General features: G+C 67.9%; 22 protein-coding genes. 12 read left to right on the forward strand and 10 right to left on the reverse strand.

Translation table 11 applies throughout. From position 1 onward, the window contains the following. Nucleotides 1-96 precede the first annotated feature (96 nt). Nucleotides 97-1,362: a YhjD/YihY/BrkB family envelope integrity protein gene (locus tag PMI14_RS25925; protein ID WP_007859001.1), complete on the reverse strand. Its 1,266-nt coding sequence runs from the start codon at nucleotides 1,360-1,362 to the stop codon at nucleotides 97-99. Nucleotides 1,363-1,594: 232 nt separating this feature from the next. On the opposite strand from PMI14_RS25925, the gene PMI14_RS25930 reads away from it, so the two are divergent. From PMI14_RS25930 to PMI14_RS25985, 12 genes are all read left to right on the forward strand, one after another. Continuing rightward, complete coding sequence (locus PMI14_RS25930) at nucleotides 1,595-2,035, forward strand: DUF2069 domain-containing protein (RefSeq protein ID WP_007859003.1); 441 nt, start codon at nucleotides 1,595-1,597, stop codon at nucleotides 2,033-2,035. 103 nt (nucleotides 2,036-2,138) lie between these two features. Continuing rightward, entirely contained in the window at nucleotides 2,139-3,560 is a 1,422-nt protein-coding gene (locus PMI14_RS25935; protein ID WP_007859004.1) for an FAD-binding oxidoreductase, read from the forward strand. Nucleotides 3,561-3,574: 14 nt separating this feature from the next. Next, nucleotides 3,575-4,045 carry a GNAT family N-acetyltransferase gene (locus PMI14_RS25940; RefSeq protein ID WP_007859006.1) on the forward strand — a complete coding sequence of 157 codons (471 nt, stop codon included), beginning with the start codon at nucleotides 3,575-3,577 and terminating at the stop codon, nucleotides 4,043-4,045. A gap of 136 nt (nucleotides 4,046-4,181) precedes the next feature. Next, nucleotides 4,182-4,985, forward strand: coding sequence for a DNA/RNA non-specific endonuclease (locus tag PMI14_RS25945; RefSeq protein ID WP_007859008.1), 804 nt, complete (start codon nucleotides 4,182-4,184; stop codon nucleotides 4,983-4,985). A 199-nt stretch (nucleotides 4,986-5,184) separates the two neighbouring features. Then, nucleotides 5,185-5,622, forward strand: coding sequence for a DoxX family protein (locus PMI14_RS25950; RefSeq protein ID WP_007859010.1), 438 nt, complete (start codon nucleotides 5,185-5,187; stop codon nucleotides 5,620-5,622). A 140-nt stretch (nucleotides 5,623-5,762) separates the two neighbouring features. Next, nucleotides 5,763-5,954, forward strand: coding sequence for a hypothetical protein (locus tag PMI14_RS25955; protein ID WP_007859012.1), 192 nt, complete (start codon nucleotides 5,763-5,765; stop codon nucleotides 5,952-5,954). 16 nt (nucleotides 5,955-5,970) lie between these two features. After that, complete coding sequence (locus PMI14_RS25960) at nucleotides 5,971-6,222, forward strand: hypothetical protein (RefSeq protein ID WP_146187948.1); 252 nt, start codon at nucleotides 5,971-5,973, stop codon at nucleotides 6,220-6,222. A gap of 67 nt (nucleotides 6,223-6,289) precedes the next feature. Then, a complete protein-coding gene (locus PMI14_RS25965; protein ID WP_007859014.1) occupies nucleotides 6,290-6,511 on the forward strand; it encodes a molybdopterin-binding protein in 222 nt (73 codons plus the stop codon). Nucleotides 6,512-6,604: 93 nt separating this feature from the next. Beyond that, nucleotides 6,605-7,966 (forward strand): LLM class flavin-dependent oxidoreductase, encoded by a 1,362-nt coding sequence (locus PMI14_RS25970; protein WP_007859015.1) that lies wholly within the window; start codon nucleotides 6,605-6,607, stop codon nucleotides 7,964-7,966. A gap of 66 nt (nucleotides 7,967-8,032) precedes the next feature. After that, nucleotides 8,033-8,413 carry a nuclear transport factor 2 family protein gene (locus PMI14_RS33745; protein ID WP_007859018.1) on the forward strand — a complete coding sequence of 127 codons (381 nt, stop codon included), beginning with the start codon at nucleotides 8,033-8,035 and terminating at the stop codon, nucleotides 8,411-8,413. A 162-nt stretch (nucleotides 8,414-8,575) separates the two neighbouring features. Then, entirely contained in the window at nucleotides 8,576-9,580 is a 1,005-nt protein-coding gene (locus PMI14_RS25980) for an ABC transporter substrate-binding protein (protein ID WP_007859020.1), read from the forward strand. Nucleotides 9,581-9,620: 40 nt separating this feature from the next. Then, nucleotides 9,621-10,223, forward strand: a complete 603-nt coding sequence (locus PMI14_RS25985) for an N-acetyltransferase (protein ID WP_007859022.1) — start codon at nucleotides 9,621-9,623, stop codon at nucleotides 10,221-10,223. A gap of 133 nt (nucleotides 10,224-10,356) precedes the next feature. On the opposite strand, the gene PMI14_RS25990 is transcribed toward PMI14_RS25985, so the two are convergent. The 9 genes from PMI14_RS25990 to PMI14_RS26030 form a co-directional block, all read right to left on the reverse strand. Next, entirely contained in the window at nucleotides 10,357-11,382 is a 1,026-nt protein-coding gene (locus PMI14_RS25990; protein WP_007859023.1) for a PfkB family carbohydrate kinase, read from the reverse strand. 19 nt (nucleotides 11,383-11,401) lie between these two features. Next, nucleotides 11,402-12,871 (reverse strand): xylulokinase, encoded by a 1,470-nt coding sequence (xylB, locus tag PMI14_RS25995; RefSeq protein WP_007859025.1) that lies wholly within the window; start codon nucleotides 12,869-12,871, stop codon nucleotides 11,402-11,404. 32 nt (nucleotides 12,872-12,903) lie between these two features. Next, entirely contained in the window at nucleotides 12,904-13,842 is a 939-nt protein-coding gene (locus tag PMI14_RS26000) for an AraC family transcriptional regulator (RefSeq protein WP_007859027.1), read from the reverse strand. A 30-nt stretch (nucleotides 13,843-13,872) separates the two neighbouring features. Next, nucleotides 13,873-15,282 (reverse strand): D-arabinitol 4-dehydrogenase, encoded by a 1,410-nt coding sequence (gene dalD, locus PMI14_RS26005; RefSeq protein WP_007859029.1) that lies wholly within the window; start codon nucleotides 15,280-15,282, stop codon nucleotides 13,873-13,875. A gap of 28 nt (nucleotides 15,283-15,310) precedes the next feature. Further along, a complete protein-coding gene (locus PMI14_RS26010) occupies nucleotides 15,311-16,045 on the reverse strand; it encodes an SDR family oxidoreductase (RefSeq protein WP_007859031.1) in 735 nt (244 codons plus the stop codon). Further along, the gene (locus PMI14_RS26015; protein ID WP_007859033.1) at nucleotides 16,042-17,085 is read right to left on the reverse strand and encodes an ABC transporter ATP-binding protein; all 1,044 of its coding nucleotides are present in this window, start codon (nucleotides 17,083-17,085) and stop codon (nucleotides 16,042-16,044) included. The genes PMI14_RS26010 and PMI14_RS26015 overlap by 4 nt, the downstream gene beginning before the upstream one ends. A gap of 48 nt (nucleotides 17,086-17,133) precedes the next feature. Then, nucleotides 17,134-17,979, reverse strand: a complete 846-nt coding sequence (locus tag PMI14_RS26020) for a carbohydrate ABC transporter permease (protein WP_007859034.1) — start codon at nucleotides 17,977-17,979, stop codon at nucleotides 17,134-17,136. 13 nt (nucleotides 17,980-17,992) lie between these two features. Further along, nucleotides 17,993-18,853: a carbohydrate ABC transporter permease gene (locus PMI14_RS26025; protein ID WP_007859036.1), complete on the reverse strand. Its 861-nt coding sequence runs from the start codon at nucleotides 18,851-18,853 to the stop codon at nucleotides 17,993-17,995. Between the two features lie 140 nt (nucleotides 18,854-18,993). Then, nucleotides 18,994-20,325, reverse strand: coding sequence for a sugar ABC transporter substrate-binding protein (locus PMI14_RS26030; protein ID WP_007859039.1), 1,332 nt, complete (start codon nucleotides 20,323-20,325; stop codon nucleotides 18,994-18,996). Between the last annotated feature and the right edge of the window lie 331 nt (nucleotides 20,326-20,656).

Here is a 20,656-nt window from a genome sequence, read left to right on the forward strand (position 1 = left end):
TTGGCGACGCAAGAGAAAGTTACTGCGCCGCCGGGCGCACATCCCGGCCTCCGCCCTCAACCAAAGCACGCAGCAACCACAATCGACGAAACAAGCTCACCCCCGCACCGCCCCCCGAAGCAAATCCGCCACCTTCATCTTCTCCAACCCCGCACTGCTCCAAAACGACCCCAGACTCTCCGCCCGCTCCAGCAACAGCTTTTCCACCAGCGGCTCGGCCGAAGTAGCCACAGGATCCACCAACAGCAGATACCGCGGCTCCGCCACATCCGCCGCATCCGGGTCGGCCTGCGCGTCGTTGATCTGCCCCACCCAGTCCAGCGACAGCAGCGCATCGAGCACAGGCTCGAGCTGCAGCACATCGAGTCGCAGCAGCAGTGCCAGCTCGCTCGCACGCAGTCCCTTCTGCGCATGGCGCCGCGCCAGGTACAGCTCCTGCAGCACCTCCACCGCGAGCTGGAAGTTCCAGCCCGCCACGGTGCCCCGCCGGGCCACGCCGGCCAGCAGGCTGGGCAGGTAGGCGGTCACCACCGCACCCAGCAGCACGATGACCCAGGCCACATAGATCCAGACCAGCAGGATGGGCAGGGTGGCGAACGCGCCGTACACCACCGAATAGGTCGGCACATTGCTCAGGTAGATCGCCAGCACCCGCTTGGCCAGCTCGATGCAGACCGACACGAACAGGCCGCCGGCCCAGGCGTGGCGCCATTTCACGGGGGTGTTGGGCACGTAGTGGTACAGCGCCGCCATGCAGCCGGCCAGCACGAAGAACTGGATCGAATCGAACAGCAGCTGCACGCCGCTGGGCAGCGCCTTCACCAGCCCGCCCGATGCCGACATGACGTACGAGGTGACGGCCAGGCTCACGCCCAGCAGCAGCGGGCCCAGGGTGATCACGGCCCAGTAGATCAGCACGCGCTGGCCCAGGGGGCGCAGGCGGCGCACGCGCCAGATGTCGTTGAGCGTGCGGTCCATGGTGAGGATCAGGGCCAGCGCCGTGGCCAGCAGGATGCTGAAGCCCGCCACCCCCAGGCTGCTGGCCTTGGCCGCGAACTGGGTGAGGTAGCCCAGCACCTGGCGCGAGATGCTGTCGGGCACCAGGCTGTCGACCAGCCAGCGCTGCAGCACGTCCTGCACCTTGCCGAAGATGGGGAACGCGGTGAACACCGCCAGCGCCACCACGAAGAAAGGCACCAGCGCCAGCGTGGTCGTGAAGGTCAGGCTGCTGGCTGTCAGGCCCAGGTGGTCCTCGCGAAAGCGCTCGCGCAGGGTCAGGGCCGTCGTTTTCCAGGGGAAATGCGACAGCTGCGTGATCAGCGCTTCGATGCGCAAGGCTACAGTCTGCAAGGTCAAGGGCATGGCCGATATGATCCTAGGCCCGGAAAGGGGCCACAGGGGGTGCGAAAACGCTGCATCGCAATGAATGCGGGCAGGCGACATACACCGCGCATTGTGGGCCCAAGTACGCGGCGGGCCGCAAGCACAATGACAAGGGATTGCCCACCAAGCCCGCCCATCGCACCCGGACCCTCCGAACGTTTTTGAGCCTCTGCGCCACCATCCACCGACTGCCACTGCTGCACCACCACCGATGACCGCTCCCCTTCCCGTCTCCGACCACGCCATCGCTGCCACCCGCTGGGCCGCCACGGGCAGCGTGATGGCACTGATCGTGCTGTGCCTGGCCTGGGAGCTGGTGCTGGCCCCCGTGCGCCCCGGTGGCTCGTGGATCGCCCTGAAGGCGCTGCCGCTGTGCATTCCGCTGGCCGGCCTGCTCAAGAACCGCATGTACACCTACCGCTGGGTGAGCCTGGTGATCTGGCTGTACTTCACCGAAGGCGTGGTGCGCGGCTGGGGTGACAAGCCGCCCTCGCAGTGGCTGGCCTGGGCCGAGGTGCTGCTGTGCCTGGTGCTCTTCACGGCCTGCACGCTGCACGTGCGGCTGCGCCAGCGCAACGCCAAGGCCATGGCCATGGCAGCCGCCAGAGAATCACAGGAAGGGCAGCAGGCGCTGTCCTCACCCGCCACCTGACACGGTACAAGCCCCACCCGACAATCCACCATCACGCTGCAATCAATGCCCTGGCGCCCGCCCCGGCAGCAGCCCTGACCGCTGTAGACGAAAGGCCAACGACATGACCACCACCCTCCTCGACACCCTGCGCACCCTGGTCGGCCCGGCCCATGTGCTGACCGACGGCGACCTGACCGCCTGGGAGCAGGACTGGCGCCGTCGCGTGCGCGGCAAGGCCCTGGCCGTGGTGCGCCCCGCCAGCACGCAGGAAGTGGCCGCCGTGGTCAAGGCCTGCGCCGCGGCCGGCACGGCCATCGTGCCGCAGGGTGGCAACACCGGCTTGGCGGTGGGCTCCACGCCCGACGACAGCGGCACGCAGATCGTGCTGAGCCTCACGCGCATGAACGCCGTGCGCAGCGTCGACACCGACAACCTCACCATGACGGTGGAGGCCGGCTGCATCCTGCAGAACCTGCAGGACGTGGCGCAGAACGCGGGCGTGTTGTTCCCCCTGTCGCTCGCGGCCGAGGGCAGCTGCACCATCGGTGGCAACCTGGGCACCAATGCCGGCGGCACGCAGGTGGTGCGCTACGGCAATGCGCGCGACCTGTGCCTGGGCCTGGAAGTCGTCACCGCCCAGGGCGAGGTCTGGGACGGCCTCAAGGGCCTGCGCAAGGACAACACCGGCTACGACCTGCGCGACCTGTTCATCGGCAGCGAAGGCACGCTGGGCATCATCACCGCCGCCACGCTCAAGCTTTACCCCGAGCCCGCCGCACGCCTCACGGCCTGGGCGGCCGTGCCCTCCATGGAGCACGCCGTGGCCCTGCTGGGCCTGGCGCACAAGCACCTGGGTGCGGGCCTCACGGGCTTCGAGGTCATGGGCCAGTTTGCGCTGAGCCTGGTGGGCAAGCACATGCCACAGCTGCGCGTGCCCTTCCTGGGTGACGAGAACGCGCCCTGGTGCGTGCTGCTCGAAAACTCCGACAGCGAATCCGAAGAGCACGCCCGCGGCCGCTTCGAGGCACTGCTGGAGACGGCGTTCGAGGCCAGCTGCGTGACCGACGCCGTGGTCGCCGAGAACCTCGCGCAGGCCCAGCAGCTGTGGCACATCCGCGAGAACATCCCGCTGGCGCAGGCCGAAGAGGGCCTGAACATCAAGCACGACATCTCGATCCAGATCTCGCGCATCCCTGCCTTCGTGGCCCACACCGACGCCGTGCTGCGCCGCGAGATCCCGGGCGTGCGCCTGGTCAACTTCGGCCACCTGGGCGACGGCAACCTGCACTACAACGTGCAGGCGCCCGTAGAAGGCGATCCCAAGGCCTTCCTGCGCGACCACGAAGAGCATGTGCACCAGTTGGTGTACGACGCGGTGGCCGAGTTCGGCGGCTCCTTCTCGGCCGAGCACGGCATCGGCGAGCTCAAGGCCGACAAGCTCGAAAAGTACCAGTCGCCCGTGGCGCTGTCGATGATGCGCGCCGTCAAGCAGGCGCTGGACCCACAGGGCATCATGAACCCCGGGCGCGTGCTCAACCGCTGACTGGAGCACCTCGCATGGCGACCCCAGTGAACGTCCGCCCCGTCACGGCGAGTGACTACGCTGCATGGCGCCCGCTCTGGGACGGCTACAACGCCTTCTACGGCCGCTTTGGCGCCACCGCCCTGCCCGAGCACATCACAGCGAACACCTGGCAGCGCTTGCTCGACCCCTCCGAGCCGGTGCACTGCCTGGTGGCCGAAGAGGAAGCCAGCAGCGGCGCCCTGCTGGGCCTGACCCACTACCTGTACCACCGCAGCATGACGCGCATCGAACCGGTCTGCTACCTGAGCGACCTGTTCACCCGCGAGGCCGCGCGCGGGCGTGGCGTCGGCCGCCTGCTGATCGAAGCCGTGTACGAACAGGCCCGTTCGGCCGGCTCGTCGCGCGTGTACTGGCAGACGCAGGAGGGCAATGCGGCAGGTCGCGCGCTGTACGACAAGGTGGCCAAACACCACGGCTTCATCGTCTACGCGAAAGAGCTTTGACGGGCCTGCTGTCCTGCCTCCAAACGTAAGCCCTGCAAGCGACAGAAAAACCTTTCAACATTACGGCCCGCAAGGCCAAAACAGGCCCGCCACGGTGGTCCAATCAGCGCCCTTTTCGCTGCTTTGACACCCTGTTTTGAATCTGCTTTTTTCCTGGCCCCGCGCCGCGCGTGGGGCCACGGCCCTGGCGCTGGTCCTTGGCGCCGTCGCCCCTTCCCTCGCCCGCACTCCCTCCACCTTTCTCGACAGCATCCCCGGCCTGCGCAGCACGCAGCCCACGGGCTTCGGGCATTGCCCGCAGTTTTTCGCGGGCGGCAAGCCGCCGCCCGCGCCGCGCCGCGCCTTGCAGCGCGAGCTGTGCTATGAGGCCTTTGCCGTGCTGCACAGCGGCGAGACGCGCACACCGGTCTACGTGGCCCAGCGCCTGAACCGCCAGGTGCTGGAGGGCGCGGACGAAAAACGCGCCGACAAGTTCTTTGCCGACGCCCGCCTGCCCCGCGGCGAACGCGCCGAGCTCGACGACTACAAGCGCTCGGGCTACAGCCGCGGGCACATGGCGCCGGCGGCGGACATGTCCACCCCCACGGCCATGGCGCAGAGCTTCTCGCTGGCCAACATGGTGCCGCAGGACCCCAAGCAGAACGGCGGCCCCTGGGCCCGCATCGAGCAGGACACGCGGCGCTATGTGCTGCGTGCCCGGGGCGACGTGTACGTGATCACCGGCCCGGTCTTCACTGCCGAGAGTCCCACCATCGGTGGCAACCGGGTGCGCGTGCCGGCCTACCTGTTCAAGCTGGTGTACGACGCCAGCACGCAGCGCGCCTGGGCGCACTGGCAGGCCAACCGCGCGGGCGAGCGGGCAGGCCCGCCCATCAGCTACCAGGAGCTGGTGAAGAGGACGGGGGTGGAGTTTCTGCCGGCCCTGGCGGCGGCGCACTGACGGGCGCCGTCCGCAGACCGGGAGGGGCGAGGGAGGAGCGAGGAAGGAGCGGCATAGCGGCCAACAAAAACCGCATCTGCAAACTCGCATTCCTTCGTTGGAGGCGCTGGCCTGCCTGCGCAAAATGACACGGGTCGGTGCCAACAGGGGAACCAGGCGCCGGCCCCTTCGTCTCTCCTCCCAACGCAAGGACTTCACCATGTCACTGCTTCGCCACCCCGAACTCCTGGCGCCCCGTGCGCTGTCCGTGCTGCGCATCATCTCGGCCTTCCTGCTCATCCAGCATGGCTCGGCCAAGCTGCTGGGCTTTCCGCACGTTGCGTACTTCGACAACCTGCAGATCGTCTCCCTGCTCGGCCTGGCCGGCATCCTGGAGCTGGTGGGCGGGGTGCTGCTGCTCGTGGGCCTGTTCACGCGGCCCACGGCCTTCGTGCTCTCGGGCCTCACGGCATTCGCCTACTTCATCGGCCATGCCACCAAGGGACATGTGCTGGCGCCTTCGCTCAACCAGGGCGAGGCCGCCGTGCTGTTCTCCTTCGTGTTCCTGTACATCGCGGCCGCTGGCGCAGGGCCCTGGAGCATCGATGCGCGCCGCACCAGGGTGCCCACGCAGGCACCGCTGCCCGTGAGCGCCTGAGCCCCCACGCCCCCCCGCGCTCACTCGGTTGATTTGGCTATATGCAACTGACGCAAAAGTCGTTCCATTGCGGCCACCCGCTTCCGACAATCGCGCCCACACCGCTTGCCTGCGACGACGACGAACCTGGAGCCTGCGCCATGCTGCCCGTGACCACCGAAGACATCGACCTCAGTCCGCCCGACGGCGCCTTCTGGAAGGCGCTGCGCAACCTGGCCATCAGTGCGCTCGTGGTGTGCGCGGTCGCGCTGATCGCGGGCTTTCTGGTCGCCACCTCCGCCCAGGCACAGCCGGTGCAGCCAGGCAGCCCGGGCACGGCGGCCCGCGCCTGAATCCAGACCCCTCGCCATGGCCCGCGACAACGCTCTTCTTCCACCGGCATCACCCGCAGCGCAGGCACGCCGCGTGCTGGCCCTGACGGCGCAGGCCTGGGGCGTGGCACCAGACTCCCCCGCGGCACTGGCACGCCGCGCGCCGCACGGCCATGTGCGCACGCGGGTGCTGCGGCGCACAGAGGCCCAGGTGGCGGCTGCGGCGCAGGCGGCACGCGCCTCCCTGGCGGCCTCCTTGCCCCGCCCCCTTCTGGCGCATTCATGGTGAGCGGCCCCTTGCGGCGCACGCCCTGGCGCAACCTACCACCACCCCTTTGACCCACAAGGCACACCCCATGTCATCCAGCATCAAGGCCATCAACGTCCGCAACCAGTTCCGCGGCAAGATCCGCGAGATCATCCGCGGCTCCGTCGTCTCCGAGGTCGACGTCGAGACGCCTTACGGCATCGTCACCTCCGTCATCACCACGCGCTCGGTCGATGAACTCGCGCTCGTGGTGGGCTCGGAGGTGGTGGCCCTGGTCAAGTCGACCGAAGTCTCCATCGCCAAACTCTGAGGCGGCGGCGGCACCCGCCACGCCCTCGTTCCAGTCTGCGCCCGCACTCCCTTCCAGGGGGTGGCGGGCGCGGTCGTTGCTCCACTGCCCACCATGACCACTCCCCGCCCCCAGATGCACCTCGGTGCCTTCTTCTTTGGCGTAGGCCACCACCTGGCCGCCTGGCGCCACCCCGACGTGGACCCGGCTGCGGCCGGCCGCATCGAGTCGCTCAAGGAATGGACGCGCATCGCCGAGGCCGCCAAGTTCGACGCCATCTTCTTCGCCGACAACGTGGGCCTGCCCGGCCCGCCGGACGAGGTGGTGGCCAAGAATGCCCTGTGGTATCCGCTCGATCCGCTCATCAGCCTGGCGGCGCTGTCGCAGTCCACCACGCACATCGGCCTGGTGGCCACGGTGTCTTCCACCTACCTGCCGCCCTACCACCTGGCGCGCAAGTACGCGTCACTGGACCAGGTGAGCGGCGGGCGCAGCGGCTGGAACCTGGTCACCTCGGGCAGCGATTTCGAGGCGCGCGCCTTCGGACTGGAGCAGCAGCTCGCGCATGCGCACCGCTATGCCCGGGCGCACGAGTACGTGAAGATCGTCAAGGGCCTGTGGGACACCTGGGAGGACGAGGCCTTCATCCACGACAAGGCGGCCAACCGCTTCTTCGACCCGGCCCGCTTGCACCGCGTGGCCCACACGGGCGAGCACTACAAGGTGCACGGCGGCCTGCAGACGCCGCGCGCGCCCCAGGGCTACCCGGTGCTGGTGCAGGCCGGCTCCTCGGGCGATGGCCAGGACCTGGCCGCCGCCACGGCCGAGGTGGTGTTCACCGCGCAGCAGAGTGCGGCCGAGGCACGCGCCTTCTACAGCGGCCTCAAGGCGCGGCTGCCCGCCCATGGCCGCACGCCCGGGCAGCTCAAGATCCTGCCCGGCATCTCGCCCTTCGTCGGGCGCACGCAGCAGGAGGCGCAGGACAAGTTCGACCAGTTGCAGGGCCTGATCGACCCGGTGCTGGGCGTGGGCCTGCTCTCCACCTTCCTGGGCAATGTGGACCTGTCGGGCTACGACATCGACGGGCCGTTTCCGAACGACCTGCCGGTGACCGAGGGCTGGCGGAGCCGCCAGGAACTCTTCGAGGGCATGGCCCGGCGCGAGAACCTGTCCATCCGCCAGCTCTACGAGAAGGTGGCCGGCGCGCGCGGGCACTGGACCATCGTCGGCACGCCCGAATCCATCGCCGACCAGCTCGAGCACTGGTTCACCACCGGCGCGGCCGATGGCTTCAACGTGCTGGCACCCACCCTGCCGCACGGCCTCAAGGACTTTGCCGAGCTGGTGATCCCCGAGCTGCAGCGCCGCGGCCTGTTCCGCACCGAGTACCAGGGCCGCACGCTGCGCGAGCACCTGGGGCTGGCGCGGCCGGTGCACCCTGCGGCACGGCAACGCGCCGGCGGCAACACCGCGTAACGCGCGCAGCACACGCCTTTTTCGCCGCTACCATCGTCCGGATCATGACCACGGCAGGAGACAGCGGTGCATCTGGAAGAACTGCGGGCAACGCGCGCACATTGGTATGAGGCCTATCTGGCCGGCGACACGGAGCGCCTCGCAGCGCTGGAAGACCCGGCCTTCTTCGCCATGAGCGAGGCGGGTGTCGAGGCGGGTGCGGGCCGGCTGGCCGGCATCGCCAGCGCCGTCCGTGCGGGCCGCTGGTTCCCCGCAGGCAGCCGCGCACAAGACGCGCAGCTGGAGCTGCGTGCGGTCAGCGACGGCATCGTGTCGGCCCGTGGGTTGGGCCGCATCACCACGCCGCGCGGCGACCACCCGCCCGTGCTCTTCACCGAGCTCTGGCAGTGCTCTGCCCAAGGCTGGCGCGCACTGCACCTGCACTACCACCAGCAGCCACGCCCATAGATGAGTTGGTTCTTATAAACCCACGATTCATTCGTTCCCCTGCGCACCCCTTCCCCCTAGAGTTCGTCCCCTGCGCCCGACCGCCACCGGCGGGCACGACGACGATCAACGAACGCAAGGAAACAGGGAATGCCAGGACGGAATGCAAAAAAGGGATGGGCCATGGACGGACGGCGCTGGCGCACCCTGGCGGCGGCCACACTGCTGGGCTTGGCACCGCTGATGGCGCACGCCGAGGGCAAGATCAGCATTGCGCAGCAGTTCGGCATCGGCTACCTGATCCTGGACGTGGTGCGCGACCGGCAGCTCATCGAAAAGCATGGCAAGCAGCAGGGCCTGGATGTGCAGGTGGAGTGGGCCGCCATCTCGGGCGCCACGGGCATGAACGAGGCACTGCTGGCCGGGTCGCTGGACGTGGTGTCCGCCGGCGTGCCGCCCATGCTCACGCTGTGGGACCGCACGCGCGGCAAGCAGAATGTGAAGGCCGTGGCGGCGCTGGGCTCGCTGCCCAACTACCTGCTGACCAACAGTCCCACGGTCAAGACCTTGAAGGACCTGGGCGAGAAGGACCGCATCGCCGTGCCAGCTGCGGGCGTGGGCTTCCAGTCGCGCACGCTGCAGATCGAGACGGCGCGCGTGTTCGGCAAGGACGACTTCAAGCGCTTCGACAAGATTTCGGTGAGCCTGCCGCACCCGGAGGCCACGGCCGCGCTGATCGCAGGGGCCACCGAGATCAACACGCACTTCTCGAGCGCGCCGTTCTACTACCAGGCCCTGGCCGCCAACAAGAACATCCGCAAGCTCATCAGTTCCTACGACATCCTGGGCGGGCCGGCCACGTTCAACGTGCTCTACACCACGCAGAAGTTCCACGACGAGAACCCCAAGACCTACAAGGCGTTCTACGCCGCGCTGGTCGAGGCCGCGCAGATCATCAAGGCCGACAAGGCCAAGGCCGCCGACATCTTCATCCGCGTGCAGAAGTCCAAGCTCGCGCCCGAGCTGGTGCGCAAGATCGTGGAAGACCCGGAGAACGATTTCACCGTGTCGCCGCACCGCACCTTCGTCTATGCCGACGAACTGGAGAAGCTCGGCGTGCTCAAGAACAAGGCTGCCTCGTGGAAGGACTATTTCTTCGAAGAGGCCTACGCGCAGCCCGGGTCCTGAGGCGGGACACCACCGTGCGGGTCTGGTAAGGTCCGCGCCCATGTCCACACCGCCCCTTCATCCTTCCACGCCGGCCCTGGCGGCATCGCTGATCGACGATCCGTTCTACCAGGCCGTCACCATCGATTTCGCGCACGATGCGGCTGCGCGCCTCGCGGTGCTGCAGCACTACCTGGACTGCGCCGTGCGCGAGGCGCAGCATGGCGGCCTGTGCCACACGCCCGACGATCCGCGCCTGGGCATGGCCATCTGGAGCCTGCCCCGTCCACCCGAAGTCGAAGCGGCCAGCGCACGCGCCAAGGAGGCGCAGCTGGCGGCCGTGCTGGGCCCGCGCGGCATGGACAACTACCACCGGATCATTGCCTTCATGGGCCCGCGCGCCAGCGGCGCCGAGCTGGCGGGCGCCTGGTACCTGTCGATCCTGGGCATCGCCCCTGCCGCCCAGGGCCAGGGGCTCGGCGCCCGGCTGCTGGCGCCCGCGCTGGCATCGGCCGACCAGGCAGGCGTGGCCTGCTACCTGGAGACATTTTCCGCACGCAACGAAAGCTTCTATGCCCGGATGGGGTTCCGCACCCTGGCCTCGCACCTGGAGCCGGTGACGGGTGCCCCGTACACGATCATGCTGCGCGTAGCACACGGGTAAAGGTCTGTAATCTCCCGCACGCCCAGCGCCGGTCACAATGCGGCGCTCCAACGGACAGCCGCCCCTGCCCACCAGTCATCTTACCGACCGGTTCCACGCCGCCACCTCGCACCGCGGCGAATTCGCCTGCGCTTCAGCCCTGCCGCGCGGGGTGGGCTGCAGCCCAGTGCTGTGCGGCCTGCCAGCTGGGCGGCACGCAGCCGCGCTCCTGCACGCACAGGCTGGCGCTGGCCAGGGCATGGTGCAGGGCCTGCTGGTAGGTAGCAGCAGGCAGGGCTGCAATGAAGTCTGCCATGCCGATGGGTGCCAGCGTGCCCTGCTGCGCCTGCGCGCGCAAAAGGTACGCGAGCAGGCCCGCGAGAAAGCTGTCACCGGCACCCACGGTATCGACCACGGCCAGCGGCTCGGCCTCCTTCGCGAACCATTGGCCACCGTCCTCTCCCTGCCGAAGCAGCCAGGCACCCTCGCCGCCCAGTGTCAGCGCCATGAGGCGGGCGCGCGGGTTGGCGGCAAGCAGGTGGCGGGCACGGGCCAGTGGCCCGGTGCCGGACACCTGCAGGTGGTCCAGGTCTTCGTCGCTGGCCTTGATCAGGTGCGCCTCGGCCAGGGCCGCATGCACCTGGGCCCGGTAGGCCGGCAGGTCGGGCATGACGGAAGGGCGCAGGTTGGCGTCCACCACCACGCAGCGGCCGGCCGCGCGCTGGGCCTGCAGCCAGGGCAGGTAGATGGCGGTATCGCGCGCATCCAGGGCCAGGGCGCCGGTGCAGACCACCTGCAGTGCGCCGCCATGGGCGGCACAGGCGGCGCCGAGCCCTGGCGCCGTCACGGTGCGGTCGGCCACGCCTTCGCGGTAGAAGGCGTAGTCGGGGTGGCCGTGTTCGGTGAGGTTGACCACGGCCAGCGAGGTGACTTCACCCACAGGGATGGGCTGGGCCAGTTGCACCCCATCCGCCACCAGCTGCGCCGCGAGTTCACGGCCAAAGCGGTCGCGCGACAGGGGGTTGAGGTACTGCGTGCCCACGCCCTGGCGCGCCAGCGCCCGGCCCAGGTTGTACAGCGCACCGCCCAGGCAGGGCTCGTAGTGGCCGTCGGCACGGCGGATGAGATCGATCAACGCTTCGCCGGCAATGGCGACCTGTACGGGGGAGTGTGTGGACATGGTTGAAAGAACGAACGGTTCAGAAATGGGGCAGCAGCGCAGGGTACAGCGCCTTGAAGCGCGCATGGCGCTCCTGCAGCAGGGCCTGCTGCGCAGGCTGGGGGGTAAAGCGGGCCTCTGCTGGCAGGCCCTGGCACCACAGGGCTTCGTCGCCACCGCAGGCCATGGCGGCCAGGCGCGCGGCGCCCAGGGCGGCGGCGGCATGGGCACCTTCGGGCCGCTCCAGCGGGCAGCCCAGGCCGCTGGCCAGCAACTGCGCCCAGGCATCGCTGCGGGCACCGCCGCCGACCAGGGCCAGCGGCGCGGCAGGGCCCGCGCCTTCGCCGGCCGCGGCCTGCATGGCCTGCAATCCGTCCATGAGGCCGAAGCCCACGCCCTCCATCACGGCGCAGGCCATGTCGGTGGCATCGTGCTCGGCGCGCAGGCCCATGAAGACGCCGGTGGCGGCCGCGTTGTTGTGGGGCGTGCGCTCACCGCTCAGGTAGGGCAAGAACAGCGGTGCCTGTGCATGGCGCGCCAGATCCATTCCCTGCACGGCGGCGGACAGCTGAGCCTCGGACTGCCTGGTGATGCGGGCCAGCCAGCCGAACGCACTGGCCGCGCTGAGCATCACAGCCATCTGGTGCCAGCGGCCAGGCAGCGCATGGGCGAACGCATGCACGGCGCTTTCGGTGGCCGGCGCGAACCGCTCGGACACCCGGAACACCACGCCCGAGGTACCCAGCGACACGAAGCCCTGCCCCGCCTGGCGTGCGCCCACGCCCACCGCGCTGGCGGCGTTGTCGCCGCCGCCGCCGGCCATGACCACACCGGCGGGCAGCCCCCAGCGGGCAGCCACGTCGGCGCGCAGCACGCCGGTGGCATCGCTGCCCTCGGCCAGGCGCGGCATGTGGGCGCGGGTCAGGCCGCAGGCGGCCAGAAGGGTGTCGCTCCAGTCGCGGCGCGCCACGTCCAGCCACAGCGTGCCCGACGCATCGGACATGTCGCTCACCGCATCGCCCGTGAGCTGCAGGCGCAACCAGTCCTTGGGCAGCAGCACGCTGCGCGTGCGTGCAAAGACCTCGGGCTCGTGCTTGCGCAGCCAGAGCAGCTTGGGCGCCGTGAAGCCGGGCATGACCAGGTTGCCGGTGATCGCGCGCGAGGTGGGCACAACCTGCTCCAGCTCGGCGCATTCGGCCGCGGCGCGGCCATCGTTCCAGAGGATGGCGGGGCGCAGCACCTCACCCTGCGCGCCCAGCACCACGGCGCCGTGCATGTGGCCCGACAGGCCGATACCGCGCACCTGGGCCCAGGCGGCAGGTGCCTGGGCGCGCAGCTGCGCCACGGCGGCCTCGGTGGCCGCCAGCCAGTGGGCCGGGTGCTGCTCGCTCCAAGTGGGCTGGGGGCGGTGCTGGGGCACGGGTGCATCGGCCACCGCGTGCACCTGCTGGTCCTCTCCCAACAACAGCAGCTTGACACCCGAGGTGCCCAAGTCAATACCCAGGTACATGCACTATTCCTGAAGCAGTGGGAGAAGTGCTGTCATGCCTTGATCCCGAAGCGGCCGGCGCCCTGCTTGCGGTATTCGCTGGGCGTCATGCCCTTGATGTCCAAAAAGCGGCGGTTGAAGTTGGCCATGTTGTTGAAGCCCACGTCGTAGGCGATGTGGGTGATGTAGCGCTCGGACTCCATGAGCAGTTGGCAGGCGCGGTTCACGCGCACCAGGTTCACGAAGTCGGTGAAGGTGTTGCCCGTGGCCCGGCGGAAGAAGCGCGAGAAGCGGCTTTCGGTCATGCCCAGCTCCTGCGCCAGGTCGGCGGCCGACAGGGGCTCGGCCAGGTGGTCGGTGATGCGGCTCACCACCGCATTGATCTGGTCGAGCTGGGTGTCGTTGTCCTCGCTTTGCAGCTGCGTGCTCGACAGCAGCCGAAAGTCGGTACAGCGGGCCAGGTCGCTCAAAAATTCGCAGAACGCGCCGAACCGGGCCAGCCCCTGGCGCGCCTTGATGCGGTGCCAATGCTCCTGCGCCTGTGCCTCCATGCCAAAGAACTCGATGCCGTGGCGGGCCCGCTCCAGCAGGGGCAGCACCTCGCGCAGCTCGGGGATGCTCTCGCTGCTGGCCATGAGCGGGGCATGCGAGAACTGGATCACCAGATCACGCAGCGGCACGCCGCCTTCGGGCAGGTCCATGCTGATCCAGTTGTGCGGCAGGCGCGGCCCGGTCAGCACCAGGTGGCCAGGCTGGAACTGGCCGATCCAGTCGCCCACGAACACCTTGCCCGAGGTGGCGGTGATCAGGTGCAGCTCGTACTCGTCGTGGTAGTGCCAGCGCGCCAGCGGCGTGGGAAAGCCGTGCGACAGGCAGCGGATGAAGCCCGCTGTTTCGGGCGGCTCGTAACCCAGCTCGGGCGAGCGCACATAGTCGTGCTCCAGCTCGGGCTTGGTCTGGCGCGGGGAGACAGGCGTGGTCTTCACGGTCATGGCGTCATTCCTGGGGGCAGGCTGCTCCACTTACCCCGGTGATTTTGCACGTTCCGCCACGAAAGCCTGCACCCGGGCGTAGGCTCTGCGCAGCGTAGCGACCAGGCGTGGGTCCGAGGCCATCTCACCCCACAGCGTCGCATCGGCGGCATACGCGGCGACCGGGTCGGCCGCATCGCAGATCGCGTGGGCCACGGCCGGGTCCATGGCCTGGTCCTGGTAGGCGTAGGGGATCTGCCCGGCATGCCAGCGCTGCAGGTAGGCCAGGAACAGCGCGGGCAGCATGGCCACGCTGTCGAACGAAACATTGCGCGCCAGCTGGTCGCGGATGGTGGGCGCGATCATGCCGGGGATCTTGGAGAACGCGTCCATGGCCACGCGCTGGTTGGTGTCGGCGATGGCGGGGTTGCCAAAGCGGTCCAGCACCACGTCGCGGTACTGCTCCAGGTTGATGGGGCATGGCTGCTCTGGGGTGTGGAGCACCGGGATCGCGTCGTCGGTCACGTAGTCGTAGGCCATCTGGCGGATGGCGGCGTCGTGCGTGCCTTCATGGATGTACTGGTAGCCCGCCAGCGTGCCCGCCCAGGCGATGCAGCTGTGGGTGGCGTTGAGCAAACGGATCTTGGCCTCTTCGTAGGCCTGCACCGAGTCCACCATCTCCACGCCGACCGCCTCCCATGCAGGGCGCCCGGCGATGAAGCGGTCCTCGATCACCCACTGGATGAAGCTCTCGCCCATGAGCGCGGCCTGGTCGTCCCAGCCGGTGGCGGCCTTCACGCGCTCGGCCACGTCCGGCGTGGGGCGCGGCGTGATGCGGTCGACCATGGCGTTGGGGCTGCTGGTGTGCTCCTGCACCCAGGCCTTGAGCGCGGCATCGCCCAGCGCGTCGATGAACTGCAGCAGGCCGCCGCGCGAGCGCTCGCCGTTGTGCCGCAGGTTGTCGCAGTTCATCAGCGTCACGCGGCCGGCACCGGCGGCCATGCGCGCACGCAGGATGCCCACCAGGGCGCCGTAGATGCTGTGGCCCGCCTGGCCGGCCTGGACCGCTGCGAGATCGGCGCGCAGGTCCGGGAAATTGGCCCAGTCGAGCTGGTTGGCTGCATCCAGGTAGTAGCCGGCCTCGGTCACGGTGAACGAGACGATGCGCGTGGCGGCATCGGCACCGGCGGCGATCAGCGGGGCCAGGTCGTCCTGGTAGGGAATCACGCGCTCGATCGATTCGATGCGGGTGTAGCTGCGCTCGCCCTGGGGCGTGACGGTCTCCAGCGTGTAGCGCCCGCCCTGGGCCTGCAGCGCGGCAATGGTCTCGGCCATGTCGGGGCGCAGGTTGCCCCCCAGGATGGCCCAACTTGTATCGCCCTGCTGGCGCAGCTGGTGGACGTAGACGGCCTGGTGGGCACGGTGGAACGAGCCCAGGCCCAGGTGCAGGATGAAATTCATGGTGCGTGGATGCGAAAAAATGGGGATCTCAGAGGTCGAAATTGGTCGGCATCATCACGACGTCGCGGATGGTCATGCCGCGCGGGCGGGTGAGCATGAACAGCACCACCTCGGCCACCTCGGCGGCCTCGATGAGGCTGCCATTGGCCTTGGCCTCTTCGAGTTTTTCGGCAGGCCAGTCGGCCAGCAGCGAGGTGATGACCGGGCCCGGCGAGATGGCGCCCACGCGGATGCCGTGCTTGAACACCTGGCGGCGCACGGTCTGCACGAAGCAGTTCACCGCCCACTTGGAGGAGGCGTAGACGGGCTCCCACGGCGTGGGGAAATGGGCGGCCAGCGAACTCGTGACGATGATGTCCCCGCGGCCGCGCCCGATCATGTGGGGCAGCACGTTGTGCACGTTCTTCATCACCACGTTGACATTGAGCTGCAGCATGCGGTCGATGGCATCGGGGTCGGCATCGACCAGGTCGCCGCCCACGTAGAGCCCGGCATTGGCGTGGAAGACGTCGAGCTGGCCCGCGATGGCCAGCGTGCGTTCGAGCAGGCTCGCGCACTGCTTGGCGTCCAGCAGGTCCAGCACTAATGGCGAAGCGCGCTCGCCAATCGCGGCGCAGGCCCTGGCCAGGGCTGCTTCATCGCGGTCGATCAGCACCACGCGCGCGCCGGCATCCGCCATCGCCTTTGCGCTGGCAAAGCCGATGCCCGATGCCGCGCCGGTGACGGCGGCCACCTGGCCTTGCAGGGGATGCACGGCGGTCACGCGCCCTGCCCCGCCACGACGTGGCCTGCCGCATCGAACCAGTGGGCCTGCGAGGCGTCGATGTCCAGGCTCACGGCATCGCCCGCGCGCAGGCTGGTGCGGTCGTTCTGGCGCGAGACGAACTGCGCGCCGCCGGGCGTGCTCACGTAGATCAGCGTTTCGGCACCCAGCGCTTCGACCAGGTCCACCTGCCCACCCACCGGCGTGGTGCCGGTGTTGCGCACGGCGATGTTTTCCGGGCGCAGGCCGATGGCGCCGCCCGCCGCACCCGCCGGGGCCTGCTGCTGCACCGGTGCGGGCAGCTGCTGCAAGGGCACCACGTTCATCTGCGGCGTGCCGATGAACTGGGCCACGAACTGGTTGGCGGGCCTGTCGTACAGCTCCAGCGGCGTGCCTACCTGTTCGATGAGCCCGTCGCGCAGCACCACCACGCGGTCGGCCAGGGTCATGGCCTCCACCTGGTCGTGCGTCACGTAGATGGTGGTGGCGCCCAGGTCGCGGTGCAGCTTGGCGATCTCCACGCGGGTCTGGCCGCGCAGGGCAGCGTCCAGGTTGGACAGCGGCTCGTCGAACAGGAACACCTTGGGCGCACGCACGATGGCACGGCCGATGGCCACGCGCTGGCGCTGCCCGCCCGAAAGTTCCTTGGGCGTGCGCTCCAGGTAGGTGGTGAGGTTCAGGATGGCCGCGGCGCGCTCGACCTTCTCGCGCACGATGGCCGGGTCGACCTTGGCGAGCTTGAGCGCGAAGCTCATGTTCTCGTACACACTCATGTGCGGGTACAGCGCATAGCTCTGGAACACCATGGCCAGGTCGCGCTTGCTCGAAGGCTGGTCGGTGATGTCGCGGCCATCGAGCATGAGCGAGCCGCCGTCGATGTTCTCCAGCCCCGCGATCAGGCGCAGCAGCGTGGACTTGCCGCAGCCCGAGGGGCCGACGAAGACGATGAACTCGCCTTGCTGGATGGTGAGGTCGATGCCCTTGATGGCGCGGTGCTCACCAAAGAATTTCTCGATGCCGCGCAGTTGGAGGTAGGCCATGGAATCGGGTTCCTGAAATCTTGAAAACTGGGAGAAAAACTGCGGCGCTTACTTGACCGCACCGAAGGTCAGGCCCTGAACGAGCTGCTTTTGGCTGAACCAGCCAAAGACCACGATGGGCGCGATGGCCATCAGCGAGGCGGCAGACAGCTTGGCCCAGAACAGGCCCTCGGGGCTGGAGTACGAGGCGATCAGCGTGGCCAGCGTGCCGGCCTTGGCAGCGCTCAGGTTCAGGCTCCAGAAGGCCTCGTTCCACGACAGCACCAGGCACAGGAGGCCGGTGGACGCCAGGCCGCCCATGCCCAGGGGCAGCAGCACCAGACGCACCTCCTGCCACAGGGTGGCGCCGTCCATGCGCGCGGCCTCCAGGATCTCGCGCGGGATGTCCTTGAAGTGCGAGTACAGCATCCACACCATGATGGGCAGGTTGGACAGCGCGAACACGATGATCAGCGCCAGCTGCGTATCCAGCAGGTGGCTCTTTTGCGCCAGCACGTAGATGGGCACCAGCGCGCCCACAGCGGGCATCATCTTGGTGGAGAGCATCCACATCAGGATGTCCTTGGTGTACTTGCCCTTGAAGAAGGCCATGGCATACGCCGCCGGCGCAGCCAGCATGAGCCCCACCACGGTGGAAAGCACGCTGGTGATGACCGAGTTCTTGGCGTACAGCAGGTAGTCGCTGCGCTCCTGCACCTCGTGGAAGTTTTCGAGCGTGGGGATGAAGAACAGCTGCGGCGGCACCGCGATGGCCTGCAGCTCGGTCTTGAACGCGGTGAGCAACAGCCAGGCCAGCGGGAAGAACAGCAGCAGGGCCACGCCCCAGGCGGCCACGGTGCGCAGGGCCAAGAGGCCCAGGGGGTAGGAGGATCGGCGTCGGGCAGATGCGGTCATGGTGGTGCTTCGGTTATTTGTCGAGGTTCTTGCCGACCATGCGGATCAGGAACACCGCCGCGATGTTGGCCAGCACCACCGCGAACAGCGCGCCGGCCGAGGCCACGCCCGCATCGAAGTTGAGCAGCGCCTGCTTGAAGATCAGGAAGGTGACGTTGGTGCTCGCATCGCCCGGCCCGCCACCGGTGGTGGTGTAGATCTCGGCGAAGATGCTGAGCAGGAAGATGAGTTCGATCATCACCACCACGGCCACCGAGCGCGCCAGGTGCGGCACATACAGGTAGCGCAGCTGCTGCAGGTAGTTGGCGCCATCCATGCGCGAGGCTTCGAGCTGCTCGTGGTTCATGCTCTGCAGCGCGGTCATGAAGATCAGCGTGGCAAACGGCAGCCACTGCCAGGAGACCATGACGATGACCGAGAACAGCGGGTGGTCGGTGAGCCAGTCCACCGGCTGCGCGCCGAAGAACATCCACACCTGGGCAAGCACGCCGTAGATGGGATTCATCATCATGTTCTTCCACATCAGTGCGTTCACCGTGGGCATGACGAAGAACGGCGAGATCAGCAGCACCCGCACGATGCCCCGGCCCGCGAAGGGCTCGTTGATGAGCAGTGCGATGGCGATGCCGAACACCACCGTGATGAGGATCACGCTGCCCAGCAGCAGCAGCGTATTGACCACCGCCGTGCCGAACGAAGGATCGGTGACGAAGTACTCGAAGTTTTCCAGCCCGGCAAAGCCGGTCTGGTCCGGCTGCATCAGGTTGTAGCGGATCAGCGAGAAGTAGATCGTCATCACCAGCGGCACGATCATCCACAGGAAGAGCGTGGCCATGGCTGGCGTGAGCAGCAGGCGGGGGAGCAGGCGGTTCATGGGAATCCCGGGAGAAATCTGGCGTCGCCAGACAAGGTAGAAGCCGGTGCCAAGGACCTGAGAGGCCGAAACTCCCCGCCGCACATGCGCGCAGCGAGGAGTCGCGGGCCCCGATCAGCCCTCGGTGGCCGGCCAGCGGCTTACTTGTAGTAGCCGCCCTTCTTCATTTCGCGATCGGCCGACACCTGGCTGGCCTTGAGCGCCGCGTCCACGCTGGTCTTGCCGGCCAGGGCTGCGCTCATCTGCTGGCCCACGGCGATGCCGATGGCCTGGAACTCAGGAATGGCCGCGAACTGCACGCCCACGTACGGGCTCTTGGGCAGGGTCGAATCGGTCGGGTTGGCCGAGTCGATGGCCACCTTCTCGGCCGCTGCAAAGCGGGCCGCCTTCTGGAACTCGGGGCTGGCGTAGGTGCTCTTGCGCGTGCCGGTGGGCACGTTGGCCCAGCCGTTGGTCTTGGCCACGAGCTGCACGTACTCCTTGCTGGTGGACCAGGTGATGAACTTCTGCGCGGCATCCACCTTCTTCGAACCGGCGGGGATGGCCAGGTTCCACGACCAGAGCCAGTTGGCGCCCTTGGGCGTGTTCATGGTGGGTGCCTGGGCAAAGGCCATCTGATCGGCCACCTTGGACTGCTTGGGATCGCTCACGAAGGATGCGGCGATGGTCGCGTCGATCCACATGCCGCACTTGCCGGAGTTGGTCAGCGCCAGGATCTCGTTGAAGCTGTTGGCCGACGAGCCGGGTGGACCGTAGTTCTTGAGCAGGTCCACGTAGAAGGTGATCGCATCCTTCCAGGGCTTGGATTCGAGCTGCGGCTTCCACTGCATGTCGAACCACTGGCCGCCGAAGGTGTTGACCAGCGTGGTCAGGAAGGCCATGTTGTCACCCCAGCCCGGCTTGCCGCGCAGGCAGATGCCGTACACGCCGTTCTTGGGGTCGTGGATCTTGGCGGCCAGGTCCTTGATCTGGGGCCAGGTGGGGCGCTCGGGCACCTGCACGCCGGCCTTGTCGGCCAGGTCCTTGCGGTACATCAGCATCGAGCTTTCGCCGTAGAACGGGGCGGCGAACAGCTTGCCCTCGATCGACAGGCCGTTGCGCACCGCGGGCAGCAGGTCGTCCACATCGTAGGCGGCGTCGGTCTTGAGCTCCTGCAGCCAGCCCTTCTTGCCCCAGATGGGGGCTTCGTACATGCCGATGGTCATCACGTCGAACTGGCCGCCCTTGGTGGCGATGTCGGTCGTCACGCGCTGGCGCAGCACGCCTTCTTCGAGCGTGACCCACTTGAGCTTGATGTCGGGGTTGGCCTGCTCGAAGTTCTTGGAGAGCTTCTGCATCTCGATCATGTGGCCGTTGTTCACGGTGGCAATCACGAGCTCGGTCTGCGCATGCGCAGCGGCGCCGCACAGCGATGCCGCCAGGGCGGCTACGGCCAGGGCCAGGCGGGTGTGTGGACGGGTGGAACGGGGCATCGAAACGTCTCCTGCGTAGTTGGTATGGATCTGCCATTCAACGCCGGTCGGATGGCTGGCATTGATGACCTGAACGATACCGATGCTCTGATGCTCAGTTGATACTTTGAAAACCCATACACATACTAATTTTCGCCAGAATCTCAGGATTTATACCTAGATGAGTCAACTGGGTATGTGCATTGTCGGGCCTGCGGTGCCTGCCTTGCCCTGCAGAGAGCGGCCTGCACCGGGAGTCCATGCACCTCCCGTACGCGGTCGACTATTTCCAAAACTGGAACAGTCAGTTCGCGACTGGGTGGTTTTTCTCTGAACACCCCAGGCGTACAGT

The sequence above is a fragment of the Acidovorax sp. CF316 genome (assembly GCF_000276605.1).
Lineage (GTDB): Bacteria > Pseudomonadota > Gammaproteobacteria > Burkholderiales > Burkholderiaceae_C > Acidovorax.

Bases quoted from the DNA above. Each gene is read 5' to 3' on its own strand.
- PMI14_RS25940 (WP_007859006.1), top strand. From the start codon at position 3,575: ATGGCGACCCCAGTGAACGTCCGCCCCGTCACGGCGAGTGACTACGCT.
- PMI14_RS25955 (WP_007859012.1), top strand. From the start codon at position 5,763: ATGCTGCCCGTGACCACCGAAGACATCGACCTCAGTCCGCCCGACGGC.
- xylB (WP_007859025.1), bottom strand. From the start codon at position 12,871: ATGTACCTGGGTATTGACTTGGGCACCTCGGGTGTCAAGCTGCTGTTG.
- PMI14_RS25925 (WP_007859001.1), bottom strand. From the start codon at position 1,362: ATGCCCTTGACCTTGCAGACTGTAGCCTTGCGCATCGAAGCGCTGATC.
- PMI14_RS25930 (WP_007859003.1), top strand. From the start codon at position 1,595: ATGACCGCTCCCCTTCCCGTCTCCGACCACGCCATCGCTGCCACCCGC.
- PMI14_RS26000 (WP_007859027.1), bottom strand. From the start codon at position 13,842: ATGACCGTGAAGACCACGCCTGTCTCCCCGCGCCAGACCAAGCCCGAG.
- PMI14_RS25990 (WP_007859023.1), bottom strand. From the start codon at position 11,382: ATGTCCACACACTCCCCCGTACAGGTCGCCATTGCCGGCGAAGCGTTG.
- PMI14_RS25970 (WP_007859015.1), top strand. From the start codon at position 6,605: ATGACCACTCCCCGCCCCCAGATGCACCTCGGTGCCTTCTTCTTTGGC.
- PMI14_RS26030 (WP_007859039.1), bottom strand. From the start codon at position 20,325: ATGCCCCGTTCCACCCGTCCACACACCCGCCTGGCCCTGGCCGTAGCC.
- PMI14_RS25960 (WP_146187948.1), top strand. From the start codon at position 5,971: ATGGCCCGCGACAACGCTCTTCTTCCACCGGCATCACCCGCAGCGCAG.
- PMI14_RS25935 (WP_007859004.1), top strand. From the start codon at position 2,139: ATGACCACCACCCTCCTCGACACCCTGCGCACCCTGGTCGGCCCGGCC.
- dalD (WP_007859029.1), bottom strand. From the start codon at position 15,282: ATGAATTTCATCCTGCACCTGGGCCTGGGCTCGTTCCACCGTGCCCAC.
- PMI14_RS26020 (WP_007859034.1), bottom strand. From the start codon at position 17,979: ATGACCGCATCTGCCCGACGCCGATCCTCCTACCCCCTGGGCCTCTTG.
- PMI14_RS26015 (WP_007859033.1), bottom strand. From the start codon at position 17,085: ATGGCCTACCTCCAACTGCGCGGCATCGAGAAATTCTTTGGTGAGCAC.
- PMI14_RS25965 (WP_007859014.1), top strand. From the start codon at position 6,290: ATGTCATCCAGCATCAAGGCCATCAACGTCCGCAACCAGTTCCGCGGC.
- PMI14_RS26025 (WP_007859036.1), bottom strand. From the start codon at position 18,853: ATGAACCGCCTGCTCCCCCGCCTGCTGCTCACGCCAGCCATGGCCACG.
- PMI14_RS25985 (WP_007859022.1), top strand. From the start codon at position 9,621: ATGTCCACACCGCCCCTTCATCCTTCCACGCCGGCCCTGGCGGCATCG.
- PMI14_RS25950 (WP_007859010.1), top strand. From the start codon at position 5,185: ATGTCACTGCTTCGCCACCCCGAACTCCTGGCGCCCCGTGCGCTGTCC.
- PMI14_RS25980 (WP_007859020.1), top strand. From the start codon at position 8,576: ATGGACGGACGGCGCTGGCGCACCCTGGCGGCGGCCACACTGCTGGGC.